16 protein-coding genes are annotated in these 20,644 nt (G+C 42.6%); 4 read left to right on the forward strand and 12 right to left on the reverse strand.

Annotated elements, in window-relative coordinates:
• Nucleotides 1-395 precede the first annotated feature (395 nt).
• A complete protein-coding gene (locus L3C95_RS12375) occupies nt 396-1,232 on the reverse strand; it encodes an alpha/beta fold hydrolase (protein WP_236387498.1) in 837 nt (278 codons plus the stop codon).
• A 107-nt stretch (nt 1,233-1,339) separates the two neighbouring features.
• Here L3C95_RS12375 and L3C95_RS12380 point away from each other — a divergent pair, with 107 nt between their 5' ends.
• Nucleotides 1,340-2,179, forward strand: a complete 840-nt coding sequence (locus L3C95_RS12380) for a helix-turn-helix domain-containing protein (RefSeq protein WP_236387499.1) — start codon at nt 1,340-1,342, stop codon at nt 2,177-2,179.
• A 145-nt stretch (nt 2,180-2,324) separates the two neighbouring features.
• Here L3C95_RS12380 and L3C95_RS12385 read toward each other — a convergent pair whose 3' ends face one another.
• The 3 genes from L3C95_RS12385 to L3C95_RS12395 all read right to left on the reverse strand — a co-directional run bounded on the left by L3C95_RS12385 (nt 2,325) and on the right by L3C95_RS12395 (nt 6,364).
• On the reverse strand, nt 2,325-2,843 hold the full coding sequence (locus L3C95_RS12385) for a hypothetical protein (RefSeq protein ID WP_236387501.1): 519 nt from the start codon (nt 2,841-2,843) through the stop codon (nt 2,325-2,327).
• Between the two features lie 143 nt (nt 2,844-2,986).
• A complete protein-coding gene (locus L3C95_RS12390; protein WP_236387503.1) occupies nt 2,987-3,472 on the reverse strand; it encodes a CPCC family cysteine-rich protein in 486 nt (161 codons plus the stop codon).
• A gap of 48 nt (nt 3,473-3,520) precedes the next feature.
• Nucleotides 3,521-6,364: a sugar-binding domain-containing protein gene (locus L3C95_RS12395; RefSeq protein ID WP_236387505.1), complete on the reverse strand. Its 2,844-nt coding sequence runs from the start codon at nt 6,362-6,364 to the stop codon at nt 3,521-3,523.
• A gap of 146 nt (nt 6,365-6,510) precedes the next feature.
• On the opposite strand from L3C95_RS12395, the gene L3C95_RS12400 reads away from it, so the two are divergent.
• Together L3C95_RS12400 and L3C95_RS12405 are read left to right on the forward strand one after the other, a co-directional pair.
• Complete coding sequence (locus tag L3C95_RS12400; RefSeq protein ID WP_236387507.1) at nt 6,511-7,419, forward strand: AraC family transcriptional regulator; 909 nt, start codon at nt 6,511-6,513, stop codon at nt 7,417-7,419.
• Nucleotides 7,420-7,684: 265 nt separating this feature from the next.
• Nucleotides 7,685-9,979 carry a histidine kinase dimerization/phosphoacceptor domain -containing protein gene (locus tag L3C95_RS12405; protein ID WP_236387509.1) on the forward strand — a complete coding sequence of 765 codons (2,295 nt, stop codon included), beginning with the start codon at nt 7,685-7,687 and terminating at the stop codon, nt 9,977-9,979.
• A 74-nt stretch (nt 9,980-10,053) separates the two neighbouring features.
• Here the strand turns inward: L3C95_RS12405 and L3C95_RS12410 are convergent, their stop codons facing one another.
• Genes L3C95_RS12410 through L3C95_RS12420 form a run of 3 tightly spaced genes read right to left on the reverse strand, consistent with a single transcriptional unit; the run spans nt 10,054 to nt 11,501 of the window.
• Nucleotides 10,054-10,977 carry a HipA domain-containing protein gene (locus L3C95_RS12410; RefSeq protein ID WP_236387511.1) on the reverse strand — a complete coding sequence of 308 codons (924 nt, stop codon included), beginning with the start codon at nt 10,975-10,977 and terminating at the stop codon, nt 10,054-10,056.
• 1 nt (nt 10,978) lies between these two features.
• Entirely contained in the window at nt 10,979-11,308 is a 330-nt protein-coding gene (locus tag L3C95_RS12415; RefSeq protein WP_236387513.1) for a HipA N-terminal domain-containing protein, read from the reverse strand.
• Nucleotides 11,301-11,501: a helix-turn-helix transcriptional regulator gene (locus L3C95_RS12420; RefSeq protein ID WP_236387515.1), complete on the reverse strand. Its 201-nt coding sequence runs from the start codon at nt 11,499-11,501 to the stop codon at nt 11,301-11,303. Before L3C95_RS12420 ends, L3C95_RS12415 begins: the two co-directional genes overlap by 8 nt.
• Before the next feature lie 325 nt (nt 11,502-11,826).
• Here L3C95_RS12420 and L3C95_RS12425 point away from each other — a divergent pair, with 325 nt between their 5' ends.
• Nucleotides 11,827-12,924, forward strand: coding sequence for a hypothetical protein (locus L3C95_RS12425; protein WP_236387517.1), 1,098 nt, complete (start codon nt 11,827-11,829; stop codon nt 12,922-12,924).
• A gap of 161 nt (nt 12,925-13,085) precedes the next feature.
• Here L3C95_RS12425 and L3C95_RS12430 read toward each other — a convergent pair whose 3' ends face one another.
• The 5 genes from L3C95_RS12430 to L3C95_RS12450 form a co-directional block, all read right to left on the reverse strand.
• Complete coding sequence (locus tag L3C95_RS12430; RefSeq protein WP_236387519.1) at nt 13,086-14,744, reverse strand: SWIM zinc finger domain-containing protein; 1,659 nt, start codon at nt 14,742-14,744, stop codon at nt 13,086-13,088.
• A 206-nt stretch (nt 14,745-14,950) separates the two neighbouring features.
• Entirely contained in the window at nt 14,951-17,902 is a 2,952-nt protein-coding gene (locus L3C95_RS12435) for a glycoside hydrolase family 9 protein (RefSeq protein ID WP_236387520.1), read from the reverse strand.
• 399 nt (nt 17,903-18,301) lie between these two features.
• Entirely contained in the window at nt 18,302-19,351 is a 1,050-nt protein-coding gene (locus L3C95_RS12440; RefSeq protein ID WP_236387522.1) for a hypothetical protein, read from the reverse strand.
• A 143-nt stretch (nt 19,352-19,494) separates the two neighbouring features.
• The gene (locus L3C95_RS12445) at nt 19,495-19,812 is read right to left on the reverse strand and encodes a hypothetical protein (RefSeq protein ID WP_236387523.1); all 318 of its coding nucleotides are present in this window, start codon (nt 19,810-19,812) and stop codon (nt 19,495-19,497) included.
• A gap of 99 nt (nt 19,813-19,911) precedes the next feature.
• Nucleotides 19,912-20,361, reverse strand: a complete 450-nt coding sequence (locus L3C95_RS12450) for a MauE/DoxX family redox-associated membrane protein (protein ID WP_236387525.1) — start codon at nt 20,359-20,361, stop codon at nt 19,912-19,914.
• Between the last annotated feature and the right edge of the window lie 283 nt (nt 20,362-20,644).

A 20,644-nucleotide genomic window follows, 5' to 3' on the forward strand; every position in this document is an offset into this window, starting at 1 on the left:
GCGCTGCCTGCAGGCGGTAAAGTCATTGTGGAAGCGGAGAATTTGCCAGGGAGGTATACGGTGAAGGAATTGCTGCTTACATAAAAAACGTCTTCACTGCTTACGAATGGCTTCTTTCTGATTGGGGAGTTTTGCCTGCGTAGCTGAAATATTGTCCAATTTGCCGGCCAGCGCGAATTATTTTGATAGGTGTTGTTCCCTCCTTACAAGTGGGTAGGCGTAGCCTTGCCCCCCAGGTTTTCAACTTGAGCCATTCTTACCCTCTTTTACGAAGATTGACAGCGTTTCATTAATAAAGTTCATTAAATGGTTCGGATCGCAGCGGGATCACAAAGAAAAAGCCTGCGCAGTGCACGGGCTTTTCTTATTCATCAGGAATTATGAGGTAGGCGTTGCTAAAGGTTGGAGGCAAGAAATAATTTCAGTATCGAAAGCAGTTCCTCGGGCTGCTCTTCAGGTACATAATGCCCACAATGATCAATCTGTTTGAAGTGCCAGTTGTCAGACAATGCCCTGGCAACAGGTAGCATCTTGTCGCCCACCGCATGGCTGCCGCCGATAGCTAACACTGGAATTGGCAATTTGCGCAGCAAACGCCGGTTGGTCGAAACACTCTCCTCATATTTCCGGTAATAATCAAAGCTGCTCGTCAGCTTGTTTTCATACATTTTGGTGTAGCTGGCAATTTTGTCCCCTGTGATCGCATGTTTGACAAAACTTTTGTTCTCAAAAAACCAGGAGAAATATTCCTTCAATTGCCCTTTGATCAAAAATTCAGGCAGCCCCGGCACCGCGTGAAAATAAAAATGCCATGCTTTCTGTGCATTCTCCAGGGCAAAAAAAGCATCGGGAAGTATGCCCGGAATGCCAGCATCGATCAGTACCAGTGATGCAAGGTCTTGGGGATACAAGAGCGCGTAGGTACTAGCAACCCAACTGCCGATATCATGTGAGATGAGATTGAACTTATTTATGCCCAGCTCCCTGGTTATTTTCAATATCCAATTCGCTACCGTTCCAGTGTCATGTTTCTCTATAGCATCGCTTTCACCAAGCCCAGGCAAATCAATTGCCAAAACATAATAAGATGAACTTAGTGCAGGAATAATCTGTTCCCATATACCTGAAGTTTCCGGCCAGCCATGCAGCAGAACAATAGCTGGATTGTTCTTTTGTCCTTCACCATAATAGGCAAAAGATTTACCATCCAGTGTCAAAAATTGCATTTCCATTACTTTCCTTCTTTTTTATGTAAAATTCAGGCCCTCACTTTATAAAAGTAATGTAGATCTATTTCTTTATGATGTAATTATCTTTGTTTCTAATTTTGAGGTAGCTAATGAAATTAAAGCAATTTTCCGCATTAGAGGTAGTAGATTATGAAGACGAGGTTGCACACTATTCAATTCATAGTCATACTTACTATGAGATTGTGTATATCCACAGTGGAACAGGAACACATATGCTGAACGGAAGAAAAATCGACTATGGCGCCGGAGATGTATATTTGATTTCACCCGCGGATCTCCATTCCTTTGAACCTGCTGTGGCTACCCACTTTACGATCGTTAAGTTTACGCCGGATTTTATCACCATGCATTCGTCCTTCAACGGGGACCTGAAAATTCTTGATCGGATCAAACAACTGATGCATCATGCGTGGGTCAAGGAAAATAAAATACAGGTAATAGCTCCCTATGACCAGATTATGAAACGTACCATGACCAATTTGGCCGAGTCATATCTGGCTAAGCGCCCTGTCAACGAAACATGGTTTTATCAGCAATTTCTATCGTTGATCGAATTGTGCAAAATGAGCACAGATCATTCTAAAATGAAATATTCCCAGGCCGTTGAAACCGATCACCTGATAGATTACGTGCATGAGAATATCTACCGTCCAGAGTTATTGAAAATAGAAAACATAGCCCGGCGCTTTCATATTTCGGAAAGCTATTTTAGTAATTTTTTCAAAAAAATATACGGCCAGTCCTTTCGTAGTTACTGCAACGCATATAAACTCGCCTTGATCGAAACAAGGCTTTCATCATCGAAGAATCCTGTAAAAAAAATAGCGAAAGAATTTGGGTTTCACGATAGCAGCCACTTTTATCATTACTATAAATCGCTCAGGGGAGAAAGCCCGGATCAATACAGAAAACGAAATTTGAATAAATAATTGATTGTAATGATAAATATGGCAATACCATGAGGGTTATCTCCATAGTCGCTTACCTGTTTGCCATCGGCAATATTTTATCCGCATAGGTAAGACGCCAGCTACCAACCAATAGATTTGATTGTGCAAAAGAAAGAATAGGCTGCTACTTTGTTTGCTTATCTTCGCTGTCGATACGTTGTTTTAGTTTGTCCAGACAGCTTTGAAAAATCGGCAAAAGTTCTTTCATCTGGTCTTCCTGAGGTTTTGAAAGACTCTTTACATACTGATCTTTTGTCATCGTTGTCATGATTCTATCAATTGAGCAAGCGCAATATTCACTTGCAATCTGAGGATAATTTGTGGCAGTCGGCCCGGCATCTCTCATACAATTTTTTATAAGAATTGCCCTATCTTCTAAAGCCCATTCTGCTTTGCTCTCAGCATTTCCAATCCTATATCTGTCGGGGTTACGCATTATTAAGTCGTAAGAACCGTTTAAGATTAAAATGACGGAACAGACTTTCCAAAATGTCCTATATTTTTCTAATGGATTGACGTAACGTACTCTTTGTTCTTCAGTCTTATGCCTGGGTTTCCAAAGTCCGAATGAACGCAAAAACAAATAAAGTCCGCATAAAAAAGATGTTAGTCCAAAAATATAGGGTAAAAAATTGTATATCATTTGTTGCTTTTATTCATAATTACTGATACCATATATCCATATCACACCATTCATTCTTTAGATATAGGGAATATTTCTGCTGGCGTATTGTCATTTAATCAATAACGACTGCTTTAAAACGGCATGTACCAATAACCGTACGGTCATACCTTCGGCACAACAAGCGCCATCTGCAAGTCCTTCCTTACTTCGCCCGATTCTGTCCAGATATGATCATAAGGCGACTCGTCACCCATGATTCTGTCGTCGATCTCTTCCAGGCGTTGTTGAAAAAATGCGATCGTCTTTAGAACCCGTGCGGTATCTAAATCAATTTCACCATTGATCAGTTCTGCATTCGCTTCCAGTATACGGCCAATGTTAATCCTGTTCTGAGTCAAAGTAAGGCTACCATTAGGGCCTGAAATTTTCACTCCCTCGAACAGGTTACTCAACATGCTTTCAGCATTATCATCCTGGCCATCATCCTCCCAAAAGCAAACAAGACATATGAAAAATTCACGGCGGCCTTTTAGCGAGGGAAAGCCACAGCCCGGACATGTATGCAAATGGATATCATTGGCTTCAAGATAAGTATCATAATGCCTCCTTCTGACATAAAAAGCGGCTAATATTTCAGCATTGTTCATATGGTTCAAAATTACCCTATTTCCAGATTGAAACAGCCCTTTCTCTTTTTATTTGTATAGTTCCTGTATTTGTTCCGGCCTGACTGCGACTAAAGGATTAAATGCTTTTGTATGCATGTATGACAGCAAACTATGATAAAGCTGCCTCGCGGCTAACCTTGTGTCCAGGTCATGTTGCAGATCAATAGAAGTTACCACTATCTTTCCCTTTCCTACCCGTGCTTCGAACAATATACCCAGCTTTCTGGCTTCAAACCAGGTATCAATTAATTGTACAGATGGTTTTAACTCAGCAGGTAAATTATCGAGGTGCATCGGCTGAGCTGTATGGATAATATCCCACCACTGCCAGTTAGAATAATATTCTGTTGGAAAATCGTTAAAAAGAGGCGCCGCCGGATTACATAGAATCCCTAATGTATGAGGAGGCTGCCCTTCAGTCCATGCTGTATTCCAGAAGACAGTAGACATTCCGGTTTTAATAGCAGCACCTTTCTTTTCAGTGATTTTATTATTTAAAAGCAATAATACGTTAGCTCCCGCTTCAAGCTTTGCAGATATGGCAGGTGTAAGTCCGTCTGTGACTGTGATATCAGCACCGGGTTGCACATTTAACGTGTCAGGATATACCCAGAAGTCCCAGTCATTTGCCCCTAATCCATCCAATGTGACTTCCAGGTTGAGCTTTTCTGCTTTGCCGATACCGGACAGTTTGCAGGAAATATTACCCGCCTGGTTGTCGTTCTTCAGGTCGAGATCCGCATTTAAGGTGCCATTCGCTATTACGCGTTTGTTTTTGCCGGTGATCTTCCATTTTACCGGTACTTTCCGCAACTGCTCTTTTCCAAAATGGGCAATCTGCACAGCGGCCGTAAATACTTCTGAGTTCTTCCATGTAAACTTACTGATCACCGCAAGTGGTACTGTAGCAGAAGAAAAACGGTGGAAAGCTGCGGGTGTAAAATAAGGTTTGCTGTTCCAGAAAGGATCAAGGATCCCTACCAGTGCAGTACCCTGACCAGGAAAATCATGCAGATCCAATAACTGGTAACCTGCATAATCCGTACGCATACCTGCTTCAATATCTGCTTTATAACACAATGCCTGTAACTTTCCCGAGGCCATGAGAAAATCATGTGCCTGCGACTGCAGGTGTTCTCTATTCATGAAGTTGTAGAAGATATCGAAGTTGCGTGCCTGTAACAGACCTGTATATTTCTTTCTTTCTGTGAAATCTGGATATACACACCACTGCCCTATTTCATGTGCTACTACCGGTTTGTCGTCTTTGATCTTATCTTTAAAATCAAATTGTGAATTAGGGGCCTGCGCATTAATGATGCTTTTAACGCCTTCTCCCCAGGCCTGAATACGCGGTTCCGGCAAAGCGTGATAATCATTTTCGGCAATAGCTGGCCATCCTGAACCTGCACTATAAAGTCGTCGTTTATCTTTGTTTTGCCAGTATTTTACGAACGTCGCCAGGTATGGATCACGGTTTTTACCACCTGCAGGTTCATTAGTGGGTACCATCATCAAAAAGGAAGGATGATTACCATACGCATCAATGATCCGGTTGCTTTCTTCATACAGGAAATTGTCTACGGATAATCCCTCTCCTACTGTTGCCCAGCAATCCACTTCAACAGAAAGATACACACCCGCATGATCCGCGGCTATAAATGCTGCTTCCGGAGGGCACCATGAATGGAAACGCATATGATTGAGTCCATGCGCCTTTATAATACGGAAAATCCGTGCCCATGCGGCAGTGTCAGTAGGAGGATAACCTGTTAATGGGAAGATAGCACATTCCAACGTTCCCCTCAGAAATACAGGACGATTATTGACAGTAATTTTCGAGTTGGCAGTACCTACACTGCGCATTCCAAAACTAATCTTCTTGCTATCAGTGTTTTTCTTATCCGTTGTTTGCAGTTGAACGGTGAGTTCATATAGTCGGGGGGTAAATTCATCCCACAGTACCGGGCGGTCCCCCATTGGATAGGTAAATGATACTATGCTGTCATTGTTGCTGAAAGACTTTTTTAAGGCGGGTAACTGTTCCACGGCTATCGAAAGAGTACCTTCGGGAACTATATTACCGGTATGACCAAGGACTAATTTAACCTGAATATTCCTGCTGACGATATCAGGATAGACCTGCACCTGTTTTACAAAGACCGGGCTGCGGGCTTCCAGCACAATGTCTCCTGCAATGCCGTTCCAGGTACCCTGCGTCTGATCACTGGCACTGTGAGCATTGATACCTACTTCTGAGAGATAACGATTGTCTACACGGATCGAGAGCGTATGTTCACCCGGACTGAGATGACTGAGGTCGTATACATGCGGGGTAGCCAGACTGCTATCTGCTCCGATAAGTTGATTGTCCACATAGATGGTGGTTCCCCAATGGCAACGTTCCAGTATAAGACTAATGTGTTTACCAGCCCATTGCGTTGGAATATTAATAGCCTTCTGGTACCATGCAGCACCCATGTAATATTTTTTGGGAGTTAGCCAGAAGGGGAATTTAAAGTTGTCATCTTTGCGGTAAGGTGCATATTTTTCTTCCTTCAGAAAGGCTTCAAATCTATCACCGATCCATTTTGTATTGACGGAGGGTTCGTCGCCATACCCCTGTGACTGCATAGCGCCGGGTAATTTCACGGGGTCCTTCAATTTTTGGGTATACCATTGCTGTTTCATACCCTGATCTTCTCTATCTATCCGGAATTGCCATTCTCCGGCCAGCGAGATCCTGTTTTGTGCCGGCACAGCAACATGAACAGCCATCATTGCTGCCAGCAATACCAGTTTAATGTGTTTACGAACAGTACAGGTGGATATTCTTACTTCTTCTTTACAGATTCTAACGTGTGTTTTCATTTGTGTGGAAGTGATATAGTGTGAATTATTCTTATCTAAAGGCAAAGAACCAAATACTTATTTACAAAAAAACTTTTTTTACCTTTAATAAGGAGCGATTATATGATTATTCTTGTGGACATTCTTACTTTTTTTATTGATAAACTATGGTAAAGGGGCAGCGAAAAAAGGACGGCTTCCAGGGGCAGAAGGCCGTTATCATTCCAAAGTCTGTGTTAAACAATAAATGCAGTACACATCCACTGATCAGAAAATTATACATCACTGACATGGGGTATTACCCGAAAGCCCGTTACCATTATAGGGAACGTTTGCATGGCACAGATCAGCATATTCTTATCTATTGTCATGAAGGCGAGGGAAGTGTGATCATCGATAAACAGCAATATAAAATAGCACCAGGTGATTTTTATCTGATACCCGCTTCAACAAGACATACCTATGCAGCCAATGCAGATAATCCCTGGACAATTTTCTGGATTCATTTCAAGGGTGAATCAGCTGATGATTGGGTTAAACAAATACATCAACATTTAAACAGTTATAGCGGGTTTATACCGGACAGTGAAAAAACGATCCGCTTATTCAACGACATATATACGCCACTGGAACGGGGTTATAGTATGGAGCACCTGATGTATAGTAATATGTATCTCTGGCATTATCTGTCTACTTTTATTTACCAGGAGAAAAACAAATCCCGGATGAATAATACCGGAACTGACACCGTAGATACTGCTATCGACTTTATGCAAAAGAATGTAGGTCAAAACCTCACACTGGAGAATATTGCACAGCATGTCAAGTTTTCACCTTCTCATTTTTCCCTGTTATTCCGGAAAAAAACGGGGTTCTCTCCTATCGAGTATTATAATCACCTGAAAATGCAGCAAGCCAGTCAGTATCTGCTGTTTACTAAACAGCGAATCAAGGAAATTGCCCTGGAAGTAGGTATGTCTGACCAGCATTACTTTTCGCGGATATTCAAAAGAACAATGGGAATTTCGCCTCAGGAGTACAGAAATAAAAGAAGTTCAGAAGCAGGAACAAGCTAACTTTTCCCGACACCAACATCCATCTTTTAAAATCGTATTGTACCTTTTCATCGGTAAAGGTTTCGCCTGAAAAACGTAATAGACAGCCACATTCAGAGACCAGGATTGCATGATCATTAAAAATGTTGTACTTTTCCCCTATCCTTCAGATAGCCAATCTTAAATTTCCCATGCTAACCAATGCCATAATACGTCGAGAAAGTAACTAAAATAAGGAGCACGGAACCAGCCGAACTGGAAAATTTTATATAAAATAACAAGGTTTATGAACAGGCTATTGTTGCTGTCCTGTTGTATGATCGGGTGTCTGCTGCCATGCCTGGCGCAAAAGCAGCTGCCCTCATATACAGTCTTACAACAGCTGATTAAAAAAGAGCGTCCTGACACTACAGAAATGCGCATCTTGCGGGACGCAGGGTACACATATGTTATGAGGCCGGGCACAGCCCGTGCCGATATGGATAGCGCTGCACTATACGCAGGAAAAGTATTGACATCTTCCATAAAAGCCGGAGACAAAGTATGGGAAGGCCAGGGCTGTCTGCTATACTCAAATATCCTGCGTGAGCAGCAGATTACAGCGAAAGGAAGAGAGTATGCGCTGAAAGCGAAAGATATCTTCGAAAAATACCAGCAGAAAGCTTATCTGGCAGATACATATATCGAACTAGCTAATTATTATGGAGTGGAGGCCAGCGAAGATCTTGACAAAAGGATCAGCTATTACAAAGACGCCATCAAACTTTACAAAGAGGCAGGCCTGAAAGAAAAACAGGCGCATACGCTGTATATGCTGGGCGATCTTTATAATGTCACATATGACTTTAAATTGTTAACGGAAGCCCTGTCTCAATCGGTAGCCCTTTATGATGAAATTAAAGTGGAACCCGGCGCTGATGTATATTCCTTGCTGGGAACAGGCTATAACCGTTTGGGAGATTTCGGTAATGCATTAAAGTACAGCCTGCTTGCTGTAAAAGTGATCGAGTCTATTAAAGATACGATGGATGCACATGCTACTGTTTACAACAGGCTTGCACTCCTTTACTATTATATGGGAGAGCATGATGAGGCATTAAAGTACTATCAAAAAGCCTGGCCGATAGCGCTTAAGTTCACAGATACGACTGCGCTGCGTACCATTTCTGTCAATATTGCGGCCTGTTATGCGGCAATGAAGAGGCCCGACAAGGCCCTTTCCGTGATGAAAGAAGCAGAACGCAGCTATCCGCCGAAAGACATTGGAGAAAAAACGTGGATGTCTGTATTTATTGCCGGCTGTTACATGGATCTCAAACAGCCAGCTGCCGCCCTTCCTTATATACGTCAGGCACGTAAGAACAGGGACCAGCTGCCTGACATGTTGCAGGCATCTTTAGACGATCTTGACGCCAGATATTATCTCGAAAACGGCGATTATACGAAGAGCCATCAACTGGGCTTAAATGTGATCGCTATTGCCCTTAAAGCGAAGAATCTGAAGCTGCAGTCAACCGCTCATATTGATCTCTTTAGAGCCGATTCTGCCATGGGTAATTACAAGGAAGCCCTCGAGCATTATCGCCAGTATACAATTGTTAAAGACTCTCTGTTTAACATCGCTAAGGCAAGACAGATAAGTACCTTACAGGTGCAGTTTGAAACGAAACAGCAACAGCAAAGCATTGAATTACTCACCCGTACATCACAACTACAAAGTGCCGCACTGGACAAGGCCCGTTTTGTCAGGAATGCAATTATCACAGGCGCCGGTATACTGGCGATTATGTTAGCCATCATGCTGGCGTTGGTATATAACCGCTATCATCTTAAACTGCGCAGCAACCGGCAGCTGGAGCAGAAACAAGATGAGATCAATGAGAAAAATCAATCGCTCCAGCATCTCATCACCTCCCAGAATAAACTGTTAGGAGAAAAAGAATGGCTGGTAAAAGAGATACATCACCGTGTGAAAAATAACCTGCAGATAGTTATGAGTCTCCTGAACACACAAGCTGCGTTTCTGGATGATAAAGACGCCCTCAATGCTATCCGGGAAAGCAGGTACCGCATGCAGGCCATCTCTCTTATTCACCAGAAGCTGTACCAGTCAGAAAATATGGCTATCATCGACATGAGCGCCTACATCAAAGATCTCGTTGAGTTCCTCAAAGATGGTTTTTCTGGTGTCAATAAGATCCGGTTTGATCTTCAGATAGCGCCTGTGAACCTGGACGTATCACAATCCGTTCCCATCGGTTTGATCCTGAACGAAGCCATCACCAATGCCATTAAATATGCATTTACAGGTAATGGCATTATAATGATATCGCTGCAGGAGACGAGCCCGGGCCAACTGAGCCTGATAATAGCCGATAATGGCGTCGGACTGCCCGCAGACGACAATAATCAACCCCGCAAACAGTCTATGGGAATGATGCTTATGGAGACACTGGCCGAACAATTGGAAGGGACATTGAATATACAGAGCAAGGATGGCGTGATTGTTACGGTCAGGTTCAAGTACCAGGAAAAGCAGGCGTTGGCTGTACCGGTGGAAGTTGAGGAGGAGGTGCTATAACGTACTACATTGTTCCATGGAATGAGGATTGGAATATCGTAAGGAAACGATGGGTAAGAAGAAGGAAGGTCTCATTACTCAAATATTTTCTGTTTGTCATTCCATATCTCCCAATACCTTTCTTTTGCCCCGGCTTCCAAAAACGAAGCCTGAATCAGCTTATACACTTCTGTATTGTAAGACTTAAATTTCTTGTAAATGTTATACCTTACTTTTTCCGGAATATTTAATACAGTACCAAGCGCTTCAAAATCTCTTAACTTGATATTTTTCTTTTTCCCATTCAGTAATAATGCCATTTCTTCCTGATCTTTTGGAAATACGAGATTTACATTCAGCAGATCGTAAGCCGGGCTCAATGCAATGCTATTCTCCAGATGCAGTAAAGAGAAATTTTTTAAGTGCATATCATTGTTTCCTGTTAGATAACAAAAAAGTAATAACTCGAAATACTTCAGCACATCAAGTCCGGAATTTGTACAATAGGTCAGAATTAATTTACCGGCCCTTTCATAAGATCCCTTGTACTTGTTTTCTGTTAAAAACTCAGCCAGTTGGCAGAAGTCCTCTACGTGCACCTTCTTTCCGTTCACTCTATCAAAACGCCTGGCAATGTAAACAAGGGTGGCATCAGTTGCTCTCAGCAATGTGTGATTGCAAACAGCAATGCCGAATATGCCCGCAAGATGCATTGTAAGATCCTCCGTTTCAGGCATGGCTGGCAATTCATCATGCTGCGGCTTCAATATATATTCTCCCCATACTCCCACGATCGTAAGTCGACCATTACCTGTATTTTTCTCTAGTGTAACAGATAACTTCGGCTGTACCCCCGTTACTGCTATATGTTTACTAATAGTTTTTTCTGCGAGGTCCTTTAAGAGCTGCTTGTCCAGCGTCAGTTCAGGCATAGTTTCCGTATTAAAAAAACGTTTAGCACACCTGCCATGGTATTCCTGATCTCCGGCGTCATTATAGCAGAATAAACAATTTGGCATATTATTCAGTTTCATTTTCAGGGACAACACTCACTGCACCAATAGTATCTTTGCATGTAAGTAACAATAATTCGAAGCGATCATTACCTTTAACTTTCCAATGCTCTTTGGCGATATTTAATAACCAGCCCTCAGGAATTAGTCCATCAAAAAATGCAAACAGCGTAGTACTGTAATATGCTTCTTTTCTTAATGGCATAGTCAGGCTTATCGGCTTTGCCGATTTATCAGCTAAGTAAGCTGAATGGTAGGCAAACTTATAACCTGTATCAGATTCTATGATCAAACCTGCCAGTAAGTCGCCGTAATATACTTTCCCGGTTTTATTCATGACTTCTTGATTTAGGTGCCGGCACGAGTTCCATTCCAAACAGGGACAACAATTGATTCACTTTGTCCATACGCATAGAGGTTTTTCCCTGTTCGATTTCGCGAATAAGCCGTAATCCCAATCCTGACTTTAAGGAAAGGTCCTCCTGGGTTAAGCCATTCTCTTTTCGCTTGGCCTTGATAACTTTTGACAAGAGTGTCATTTTATACCTTTTAGGGTATAAAAATAGTGATTCTTTTATTTTTATACCCTAAAAGGTATAAAATGACGTTAAAACAATAATATTATACCCCAAAGGGTATAATTTAATACATAGACTTTACACCGGTTGCATCTGATGTGCCAACAGCCAACTTTCAGTAAGCAGGTAATTGGGCTGGTCTGTTGGAAAAACTGAAAGATTCCCTCCAGATTAAAGCAAAAAAGTTTAATATTTGTCCTCCAGCCAACGAGCATTAAAGCCTTCAACCCGAAAAAATCCAAGGCTTTGCTTTAATGGAGTATAACCTGATAGAACTATGGAACATGATTTCCCCATATCTTCCTTTCTGGAGATAAAAAAACACCTCAGCACAGAACGTAACAAATTTGAAAAAGAAAGGGCCATCTGGAATACTATCAGAGAGTCTCTTAGTAAAACGGAAGCCGATCAGCTGGACGAACAGTTTAAAAACACATTTGAAACCACCACCGACCCGCAGATATTAGAGCAGCTATTGCAAAAAGGCGCCTCTGCCAGATTGCTGGAAAACTATGAACTGGGGCCACACAACCTGGCCATGGTTGTCCAGGAGCTTGCTAATATCAAAACAAAGGAAGAGCTGGAAATTGCTGCCGGCGTCATCAGAACAACAATCATTGCCGGTGCAGACCTCGACAATCAAAAGGCATATTGGGGAAATGGAGGTATAAATGCCATCCAATGGCTTTCTGTATATCTGGCACGTGCCTTCGGCGAATACGGATACCTGAGCACCATGGATCAATACCAATATTGCTACAAGATATTTACATGGGTGGCAAACCATACTACGATCACTGAAAACATGCGAGGCGACTGGCATCCCCTTCATGCATTCATGGCTGGCCTGAAAAAGTCTCCTGAGGTGGAAGACCTTCAGGAGAAATTAATATTGCAAATGATGGGACTAAATTGGACCATTTTCAACTCAACACATGAAGAGCTGAGCACTTCCTTTTTCAGCCGGATTATTGATGTCAATCCCAGATTTCTGACACTGATTGTCCCTTACGAACATGAACAGCTAAAATCGTATCTGGACGTTGTACAGAAAAATATCGGCCCCATGGTACTGAAGAACTTCTTAAACGGGTTTACCAGCAGTAATAAAGCGAGAAAGTATTTCAGAGCGTTCTTTTCCCTCAGACCTCACTGGTTGTTAAAACTGATTATCACAAGTACTCCTGAAACGGTCTTCAACCTTGTCAAAAGAAATGAACAGGACCTGCTGCTCCCATTCCTGAAACATTATAAGCGTGAGGTAGCGGAACTAAGGAATGAAAAAGACCAAACCTTAATACAATATGCCATGACATCCAGAGGTGCAGTCGAAAATACTGTTCAGCTGTTGCGTCAATATGGCCAGCTGGCTTGAAACAGCCATGCACTTGTCTGAAAAAGAAAAAAGATCCGCATTGACTGTATATAGAAGTTAGAATTATCTGAGTATATCGAGGCCGCCCAACAGTAAAACGGGAATGACGCCGGGGAGTTCAGCAATAAAAACAGAGGTTACACCCATCTACGCTGCTTCAGCTACCGCATTTCGAGAACTGTACTTAACTTCTCTATCATAGCAGGGCGCCGGGGATATTTATGGATTAGCTTTTCCGCAATAGCAATGATTTGTTCCTTCCCTTCCGGAATAGCTTGTATTACCATTTTCATTTTGGTAGCCAACTTAGCATATTCAGCACGACTGCCCACTACGTCACCCTCATACTCAAATGCCGGCAGATATATCGCCAACAATTGCAACGGATATTCCCTAATTAAAAGATCATGATATTTCAAAACCCTATCCAGATCTGCCTCCTTACTCATAAGTGCAAGCAATCTGTCAAAATATTTCTCTTCAATATAAACCGGGGCAAGCGCGTTAAGTAAAGGCGTTTCCAGTGAATACCACACCTTACCTTCATTTTTCTGATACTCAGATGTTACATTTGCTATTGTTCCCTCAATATACTTTTCTATTTCTTCTTTCCATTCGGCAGGCGTAAACGTTTCTTTCCATTGATTGTAATACGCCTGATCGAAGTTTTTCAGAAAAGCGAAATACTTTGTGTAATGTCTGATCGTTGCTTTATCATCCTCCAAAACAGCAATACCTAGTAATTCTTCTTCCCAGTCCGAAACAATTCCCGGATATCCCTGACTTCTGGCAATCTCGATCCCGTCAGCTATCAGTTTCTTCGCTAAAGGAAAATTTCCTTTTTCTATCACACTGTTCACCTCTTCTTGCCTCACCTCTGCGATATGTAAATATTGCTGAATAAGTTGCTGCGCATCACTAATATTTCCAATAGCTTTCAAAAAGACAATTTTTCGAACAAGAAAATACTTCTTCCTGTAAGATTCCTCCTTCGCAGCTGCTATCTGATCATCAACGAAACTAAGAAACACATTCCCTTTATTTAATTGTAGCGCAATACTCTGATAAATATCTACCATCTCATATCCAAAGTCGCCACCGTAGTCAAAGTAGACAGGATCATTTGTCGCTGATTGTAAAAAAACAAAGATTCCTTCCTTTACGTCTAACGCTAATTCTTCCGCTGCAACGATCAACCTTATCAATTGCACACAACTGTAGATGACATCTTGAATATATCCACCTGAATCATCGCAATAAGTAAGAAGATTAACTGTTTCTGTTAACACTGATCGTGCTACAACAAAAGCATGGCTAAAATTGCCCTTATGGAAATGATTATAGCCCTCTTCAAGCACAATACTAATCTCATTTGCCAGGTTGTGAACAGATCTGTAATCAACAAAGCTCTTTTTTGTATTGCGTCGTATAATGCCTTTAATCAGGCTGGTATATTTTTTACCAATATCCCTGCTAATATTCTTACTGGCTACGCGGACTTCAACCGTCGCGCTGTCTTTTTCAGGTGCTTTCCTGCGTACTGTTTTTTTTGCTAATTCTCCCCTAAGAACGAATAACGCGGCTACAACATGTTTGCAGGTCTTACCCTTATAAGGGCAACTGCAGGAATAGGATGTTATGTAGTCCTTCCTGAGAATCTCAACCTGGACAGTATATAACTCAGATCCCTTCACTTTCGCCTGCCAGTTGTCTTTACCGGTTTCTGTCAGCTCGGTAACGGCCCCATTCTCGTAATACTCTCTTCCGTGACGTACGATCGTTTGATCTACCATTAAGTCAAATGTATCCAGTGTCAGCATCCAATAAAGCTTTATTTAAAACTATGCAATATCTTAATTAATCCAGTATGAGAGAAAATCAATACTGAAAAGCGCCATAAGATACTGTAAATGAATCAAATTACGAATCATCTGTTTCATATGCTGACACCTGAAGTAAAGCGCCTTCAAATCCCGCGGACTCGAAGGCGCTTTATTTTCAGCTGACTGTTCTATATAAAACCCGATTACTGGATCATTAACTTTGTGCTGATCACTTTTTTCTTCCTGCTGGTAACATCAACATGATAGATACCTGCTGGTATAGACGGATCAATGATAAAGGTCTCATTCGCTTTTGCACTCTTCCGCAGCACCACCTTGCCAGACATATCTGTAAGTATTACTATCACATCGGTAACAGCCGGATCGGCCACACGGATAGCGAAGCTGTGTTGCGTAACTGGATTAGGATAAACGGCATTCGTATATTTTGGCGCAACTGTGCTGGTTGCAAGCGTAGTTCTTGCAGCAGACTCAGTTCCGTTTGCTTCAAAATGCGACCATCCGTACGGACCAACATAATGAACATAATAATTGCCATTCACCCTTGCCGGAAGGCTGTTAGACCAGGTATTGGTGTAGTCTACCCCATTGATCTCCAGGAGACTCAGGTTCCATGAATTGATATAAGAAATATTACCAGAGATCACGAAGCAGAATTCTCCCGCACCATCTTTTTTGAATGGAAGTGTTACCGGAGAAGGACTGCTACAATTGCCCTGGTTGGAATTGGGTGCAAAGTTTGCAGTTACAGAGATGTTACTATTTACTGTTACAGTAACAGGGTTGATAGTATCTGAGATGGCTCCGCTCCAGTTACTGAACTTATATCCACTTGCCGGTGTAGCGGTAATGGTCACCTGAGAGCCTTCGGGATAGGTACCACCTGCAGGACTCAGGGAGACAGCTCCTGAACCGCTTACAGCAGTTGTGATGGTATATTGTTTAGGCACTACCACATTGGTAACAGTGATGGTGGCGCTGGAAGTAAATCCACCGTCAGCTGTAGTAGCTGTAATTGTAGCCTTACCTGCTGCCAGTGCTGTTACAAGTCCACCACTGCTTACAGTGGCAATAGCCGGAGCACTGGAAGTCCAGCTTACGGTTTTGTTGGTCGCATTGGCAGGAGCTACCGTAGCAGCAAGCTGCAGTGTATTGTTGATATCCAGGGAAGCAGTTGCAGGGCTTACGCTTACACCTGTAACGCGTACCACCTGGGCAGGCGTCGGCGTACTGCCATATACCAGTACGTTGTCTACATACAGCGGAATGCTGGAAACTTCCTTAAGGGTGCCATCAAGACCTTTTGACGACCAGTCATTTGCAGGATTCCAGGCAGCCGCATTGGCTTCATAAGGCAGGCGTATGCGTATCTGCGATTCCTTTCTGGATTCGCCTTGTCCGCCGGGCCAGATCTTGATACTACTGTTAAAGGTTACTTCAGTGTAGTAAATATGCTGAATAGAATCCCATGGTTTTAACTGAGTAAAGGTAACGTCTGCATTGTTAGACGATACAACATAACTTGCCGGAGTATAGCCAGCGGCTAATCCTTCGGAAATATCAATAAACAAGCGGAAAGCATGTTTTGATGCAATACGTGCCGGCCAGGCTGTATGATTATTCACCCATACCGACCATTCCGTATAAGTATTGCCGCTACCATTCAGCCTTGCTTCAATCAGAAATTCTCCGGAAGGCGTCTCCGCAACCGGGAAATTTGCCAACGGCGTTCCGCCATAATCTTCCACAAGCTTTGACAGCAGGCCCGAGAAACCAGCATTATAATCGCAGGCCACTTCATTGTTTACATAATTCGAGCGATCGTCTGTATAGGCATCGTCACTTCCCGGACCTCCTACCAACGCACCATATAAGATATGTCTTGTTGCAGTGGGAGGACCATTCAGGTTATTGGACCAGCATCCGTGAGCGGTACGATGATGTGGATTAACAGGTGGATTAGTGCCGAAGCCGCATACATAGCTGCGGTTGCGTGGATTGCTTCCCAGTGCATAGTTCATTTGCCGCACTGCGAAATTGTAATACTTTGTTCCTTTTGCTGTTGTTGTAGCCGCATCCTTATAATAGGTAGCCAGGAAACTGGTATTGATAGCATATCTTAAAGCGCCCCATACATCCAGGAATGCCAGGCCACCAGGTGTATAGGTTATACGCTGTCCGTTGTAACCATCTGTCCAGTAGTCGAGGTGACGTTCTATATCTTCCTTATACTGAGCTTTACCCGTAAGTTTTGCCAACAGGGCATAACAACCGTATGATTTATCATCCCAGGCAAGTCCCCATTTAAAAGATTTAATGGTACTCTGAGGCTCTGAAGACAGGTTGGCATAATAGCTCTCTGCCTTTGCCAGCCACGCTGCGTCGCCTGTAGCACGATATAGCCAGATAGCCCCCCATACCAGTTCATCATTGAAGCCGCTGAAAGACTGATAATAACCCGCAGCATCGGTGATGGAACTGGAATATTTCCCACGGTAGTTGTCAGCAAAATTGTACAGCTGTATAGCATGGCTAAGCAATGCAGCACTGTATGTCGGATCATCTGTTTTAAACACTATGCTGGCTGCCGCCATTGCTGCTGCAGTTTCGCCGGCAAGATCGGAACCCGGGTGGGTCTGATCTATCTTGTAAGCAGGACGGGACATGGCCATCACTTCGGCTGCACCCCACCAGGCATGATCGATACCTCCGTTGCCTAGCTGCCCATATAATTCATTGGGAGCAGTATGGCAGCGTATAAAATAATCATTTACAAACCGAAGATTACTCTTCAGGTATTTCATTTGCCCTGAGGCATTATATCCTCCGGCAAAATCTATCGCACCCCATGCCAGCATAGTGGCAGAGAAGGCCATCGGGAAATTGAATTTAACATGATCTCCTGCATCGTACCAGCCGCCTGTAAGGTCGCGGCCTATATCACTACCATCATTCATAGCAGAGTTGGCACGCCAGGTTACGCGGTTATCTGCAGGAAGTTGGCCAGACCGCTGGCATTCATAGAAGAACATCGACTTTTGCAATGCTTCTGCATAATTGTAATTCTGCGCATAGGTTAGTTTGAGGGACACCATTAGTAGAATGGCAGCAATCAGACTACATCTTTTTTTCATGGTCTTTTAATTTTGAAGGTACTTGTTGGATCAACTGAAAATAAAAATGTAAGTCTCACTACAGGTTGCAGCAGACGCGGAGAGGGAAACGGTCTTTTAACAGATATTAGTGGGTTTACTTACCAATGACCACTCCATTGGAACTTATCTGATGCCGTTGCGTATTACCAGTTGATATCTTTTAATATTCGCTTGATATGGTTTTCAGAAGAATTATCGGTTAAACAGGTTTAGGATTTATACCAACAACAAAAAGAAAGCAGCCATCTTTTCGCCATCAGCAAGGTGAACAATATGATTCCACAAGTTTAAGGGAATTATATGCGATAAACAAGCACTCATTTAAAAATATCCTAATTCAATTAAGGAATACCGGGATATATACTGTAAAATAGACACTTATCTATGGAAAGAAGATGAAGGAAGGGTAATTGTATATAATGTTATCTCATCTTTTAAAAGAACATACAATTTTTCAGCATTAACGTAATAGGATAATACTTTCTTTTTATCTACCGGAAGATAGAAACTTCCGGCATAACTGCCGTTTTCAACATAATAGGTATCCAATACAGGATACTTGCTGAACGCATCCCGTTGCTCATTGTCCGCCTGCAGATCAGATTCGATGAACAGCAAGCGATCATTCGCAAAGGCGCGTTTATTTACTTTTACGCGGGGGGCGGAGGCATATAACTTCTGCATTTCACCGTCTCCCCTGCCTGCAACCCTGATATCATTGTGAAAGACAGTATCGATGGTATGTTGCTTATAGCGCAGGTTCAATTCATTGTCCATGCAATAAATACCATTTTCAAAATAAGGTATGTAAAACAGGCGATCTTTTTGAGTATTGCTACATAAGATCCCATCAGTAGAGAAACCTGCATCTGCCTTTTCAGATAACAGGTTCGACTTACGCTGTTCACCATTAAGAATATTGATGCGCATAAACACAGGTTGAAAACTACCTGGTACAAATCCTCTTATCACTACCAATGAATCTGATAATTGCAAAGACTTTACAAAGGGCCCCGCAGATAGCCTTGCAGAGTCAAACTGCGCTGCATGAAGTTCTTTAAAGAATAACTTTCCACTGTTATATTCATGCGCATAAATATGCGTCGCGTCAGCAAAGAAATTCACCGGAGGTCTGAGCTGTTTATTTACCGTGAGCTCAACGGTGTCTTTTATATGCAGACTATTATCAAGACTGTAGATCTGCCGGTGTGAAGGTGCTGATAAATAAATACTATCTCCCCAACCAAACAATCGTTCTCCGGTAAGTGGTAACTTATATGACAGTTGCTGGCGGACGTTCACCTTCACCCACTGCCTGTCAAAACCGTTCTTCCTGTCATTAGGCATACCTGCTACCAATACCAGTACAAACAGGCAAGTCAGCGCTGCCATCATCGTGCAACCGATGAATATTAAAGTTCGTTTCATAATTGTAAAGTAATACAGGAACAGAGACTGCCCGGGAGCAGTCTCTGTTAAATAATATGAGACCAGGCAGTTTATCGCTACCCGGCATCGTTGCGTCGCATTTCCTTCAACGGCATTGCTACTATGAGCAAGACCATGAAGACTTACAAATCCGTCATGAATACTTCCCAAACGTATGTTTTCCCTTGCGACTGGAACGTAGTTGCACAACAGAAATAATCGTCGCCGCTACAATTGGCAGCGCTGTTAGGATCGGCAACACTCTTTACTGAGTTACCGAATGACAGGATCAGGTTACCGCCATAAGTAGCGGTGCGATCAGCAGGAAGTCCAGGAATTGTAACTGTCCGGTAGCAAACGTCCTGTGTCTTTTTAATGATTGTGCCTGCATTGGTGGAAATAGTCAATCCGATGGCAGCTACAGCTACCAGTGCGGCAAAACTGAATTTAATCTTTTTCATGTGTTCTCGTTTGTGGTTAGGAAATAAAATAACAGCCACCATGGGCCGCCTCCGCTTATACAGAAGAAGAGGGTCCTGTTTTATTGATCAATAAAAGCGTTAAGACAATGATATATTTTGCCTGTTAAGCACCATCAGCCGGCTTTGCAGCAATATGGCGATTGCAGTAAGCAGGGTGAACATAAGATTAACTATCAGGTGCTGTTCCCAGGTTAACAACTCAATGATCCCACCGCAACTACAAGGCAGATCATAAGCATAGTGCAACATGATATACACATAACCGGCGAACAGCGTTATCAGGAATAACGATGCATACAGGCCGGCTATACGCGTGCGCTTAAAGATCAGCATTGCAGCTATCGCCAGCTCGCCTGCGGGCACTATGGCTGCGACCAGCGGAGCCATATGTTGCAGAAAGGGAGAACGGCCAACCTCAAATCGGAATTTGTCATATTGGATCAGTTTACTGAGGCCGGTGTAGATCCAAAGTAATAGCAATGCGGCAGTGATTGCTTCAATGGTTAAATTGAGCGCTCTGATTTTCATATGGAAATGTTCAATGCAGAATGAAAGACAGCTGGCGGGGGCTTAGTGTTTCATTGGATTTTGTAATGGAATTTTCTATTGGTCAACAGGTCAACTTCACGTGGTTATCTACTTGATAAAAATAGTAAAACCAGATGAGAAATACAATACTTTTTCGGCTAACTGGTATATAAGAATAAAGGGAGATGCAGCAAAAATAAACTAACATCGTTAGCAGCGCATAAAAGATTACCTAATTACATCAGGGCATCCTGATACCAGCAATAAATGAAGCCGCTGCGCG

It is taken from the genome of Chitinophaga filiformis, from assembly GCF_021646545.1.
GTDB classification, from domain to species: domain Bacteria; phylum Bacteroidota; class Bacteroidia; order Chitinophagales; family Chitinophagaceae; genus Chitinophaga; species Chitinophaga filiformis_A.

Coding starts and splice junctions, on each gene's coding strand:
- L3C95_RS12380 (WP_236387499.1), top strand. CDS start 1,340: ATGAAATTAAAGCAATTTTCCGCATTAGAGGTAGTAGATTATGAAGAC.
- L3C95_RS12395 (WP_236387505.1), bottom strand. CDS start 6,364: ATGAAAACACACGTTAGAATCTGTAAAGAAGAAGTAAGAATATCCACC.
- L3C95_RS12415 (WP_236387513.1), bottom strand. CDS start 11,308: ATGAATAAAACCGGGAAAGTATATTACGGCGACTTACTGGCAGGTTTG.
- L3C95_RS12450 (WP_236387525.1), bottom strand. CDS start 20,361: ATGAAAATCAGAGCGCTCAATTTAACCATTGAAGCAATCACTGCCGCA.
- L3C95_RS12435 (WP_236387520.1), bottom strand. CDS start 17,902: ATGAAAAAAAGATGTAGTCTGATTGCTGCCATTCTACTAATGGTGTCC.
- L3C95_RS12410 (WP_236387511.1), bottom strand. CDS start 10,977: ATGCCAAATTGTTTATTCTGCTATAATGACGCCGGAGATCAGGAATAC.
- L3C95_RS12385 (WP_236387501.1), bottom strand. CDS start 2,843: ATGATATACAATTTTTTACCCTATATTTTTGGACTAACATCTTTTTTA.
- L3C95_RS12430 (WP_236387519.1), bottom strand. CDS start 14,744: ATGCTGACACTGGATACATTTGACTTAATGGTAGATCAAACGATCGTA.
- L3C95_RS12445 (WP_236387523.1), bottom strand. CDS start 19,812: ATGAAAAAGATTAAATTCAGTTTTGCCGCACTGGTAGCTGTAGCTGCC.
- L3C95_RS12440 (WP_236387522.1), bottom strand. CDS start 19,351: ATGAAACGAACTTTAATATTCATCGGTTGCACGATGATGGCAGCGCTG.
- L3C95_RS12390 (WP_236387503.1), bottom strand. CDS start 3,472: ATGAACAATGCTGAAATATTAGCCGCTTTTTATGTCAGAAGGAGGCAT.
- L3C95_RS12400 (WP_236387507.1), top strand. CDS start 6,511: ATGGTAAAGGGGCAGCGAAAAAAGGACGGCTTCCAGGGGCAGAAGGCC.
- L3C95_RS12375 (WP_236387498.1), bottom strand. CDS start 1,232: ATGGAAATGCAATTTTTGACACTGGATGGTAAATCTTTTGCCTATTAT.
- L3C95_RS12425 (WP_236387517.1), top strand. CDS start 11,827: ATGGAACATGATTTCCCCATATCTTCCTTTCTGGAGATAAAAAAACAC.
- L3C95_RS12405 (WP_236387509.1), top strand. CDS start 7,685: ATGAACAGGCTATTGTTGCTGTCCTGTTGTATGATCGGGTGTCTGCTG.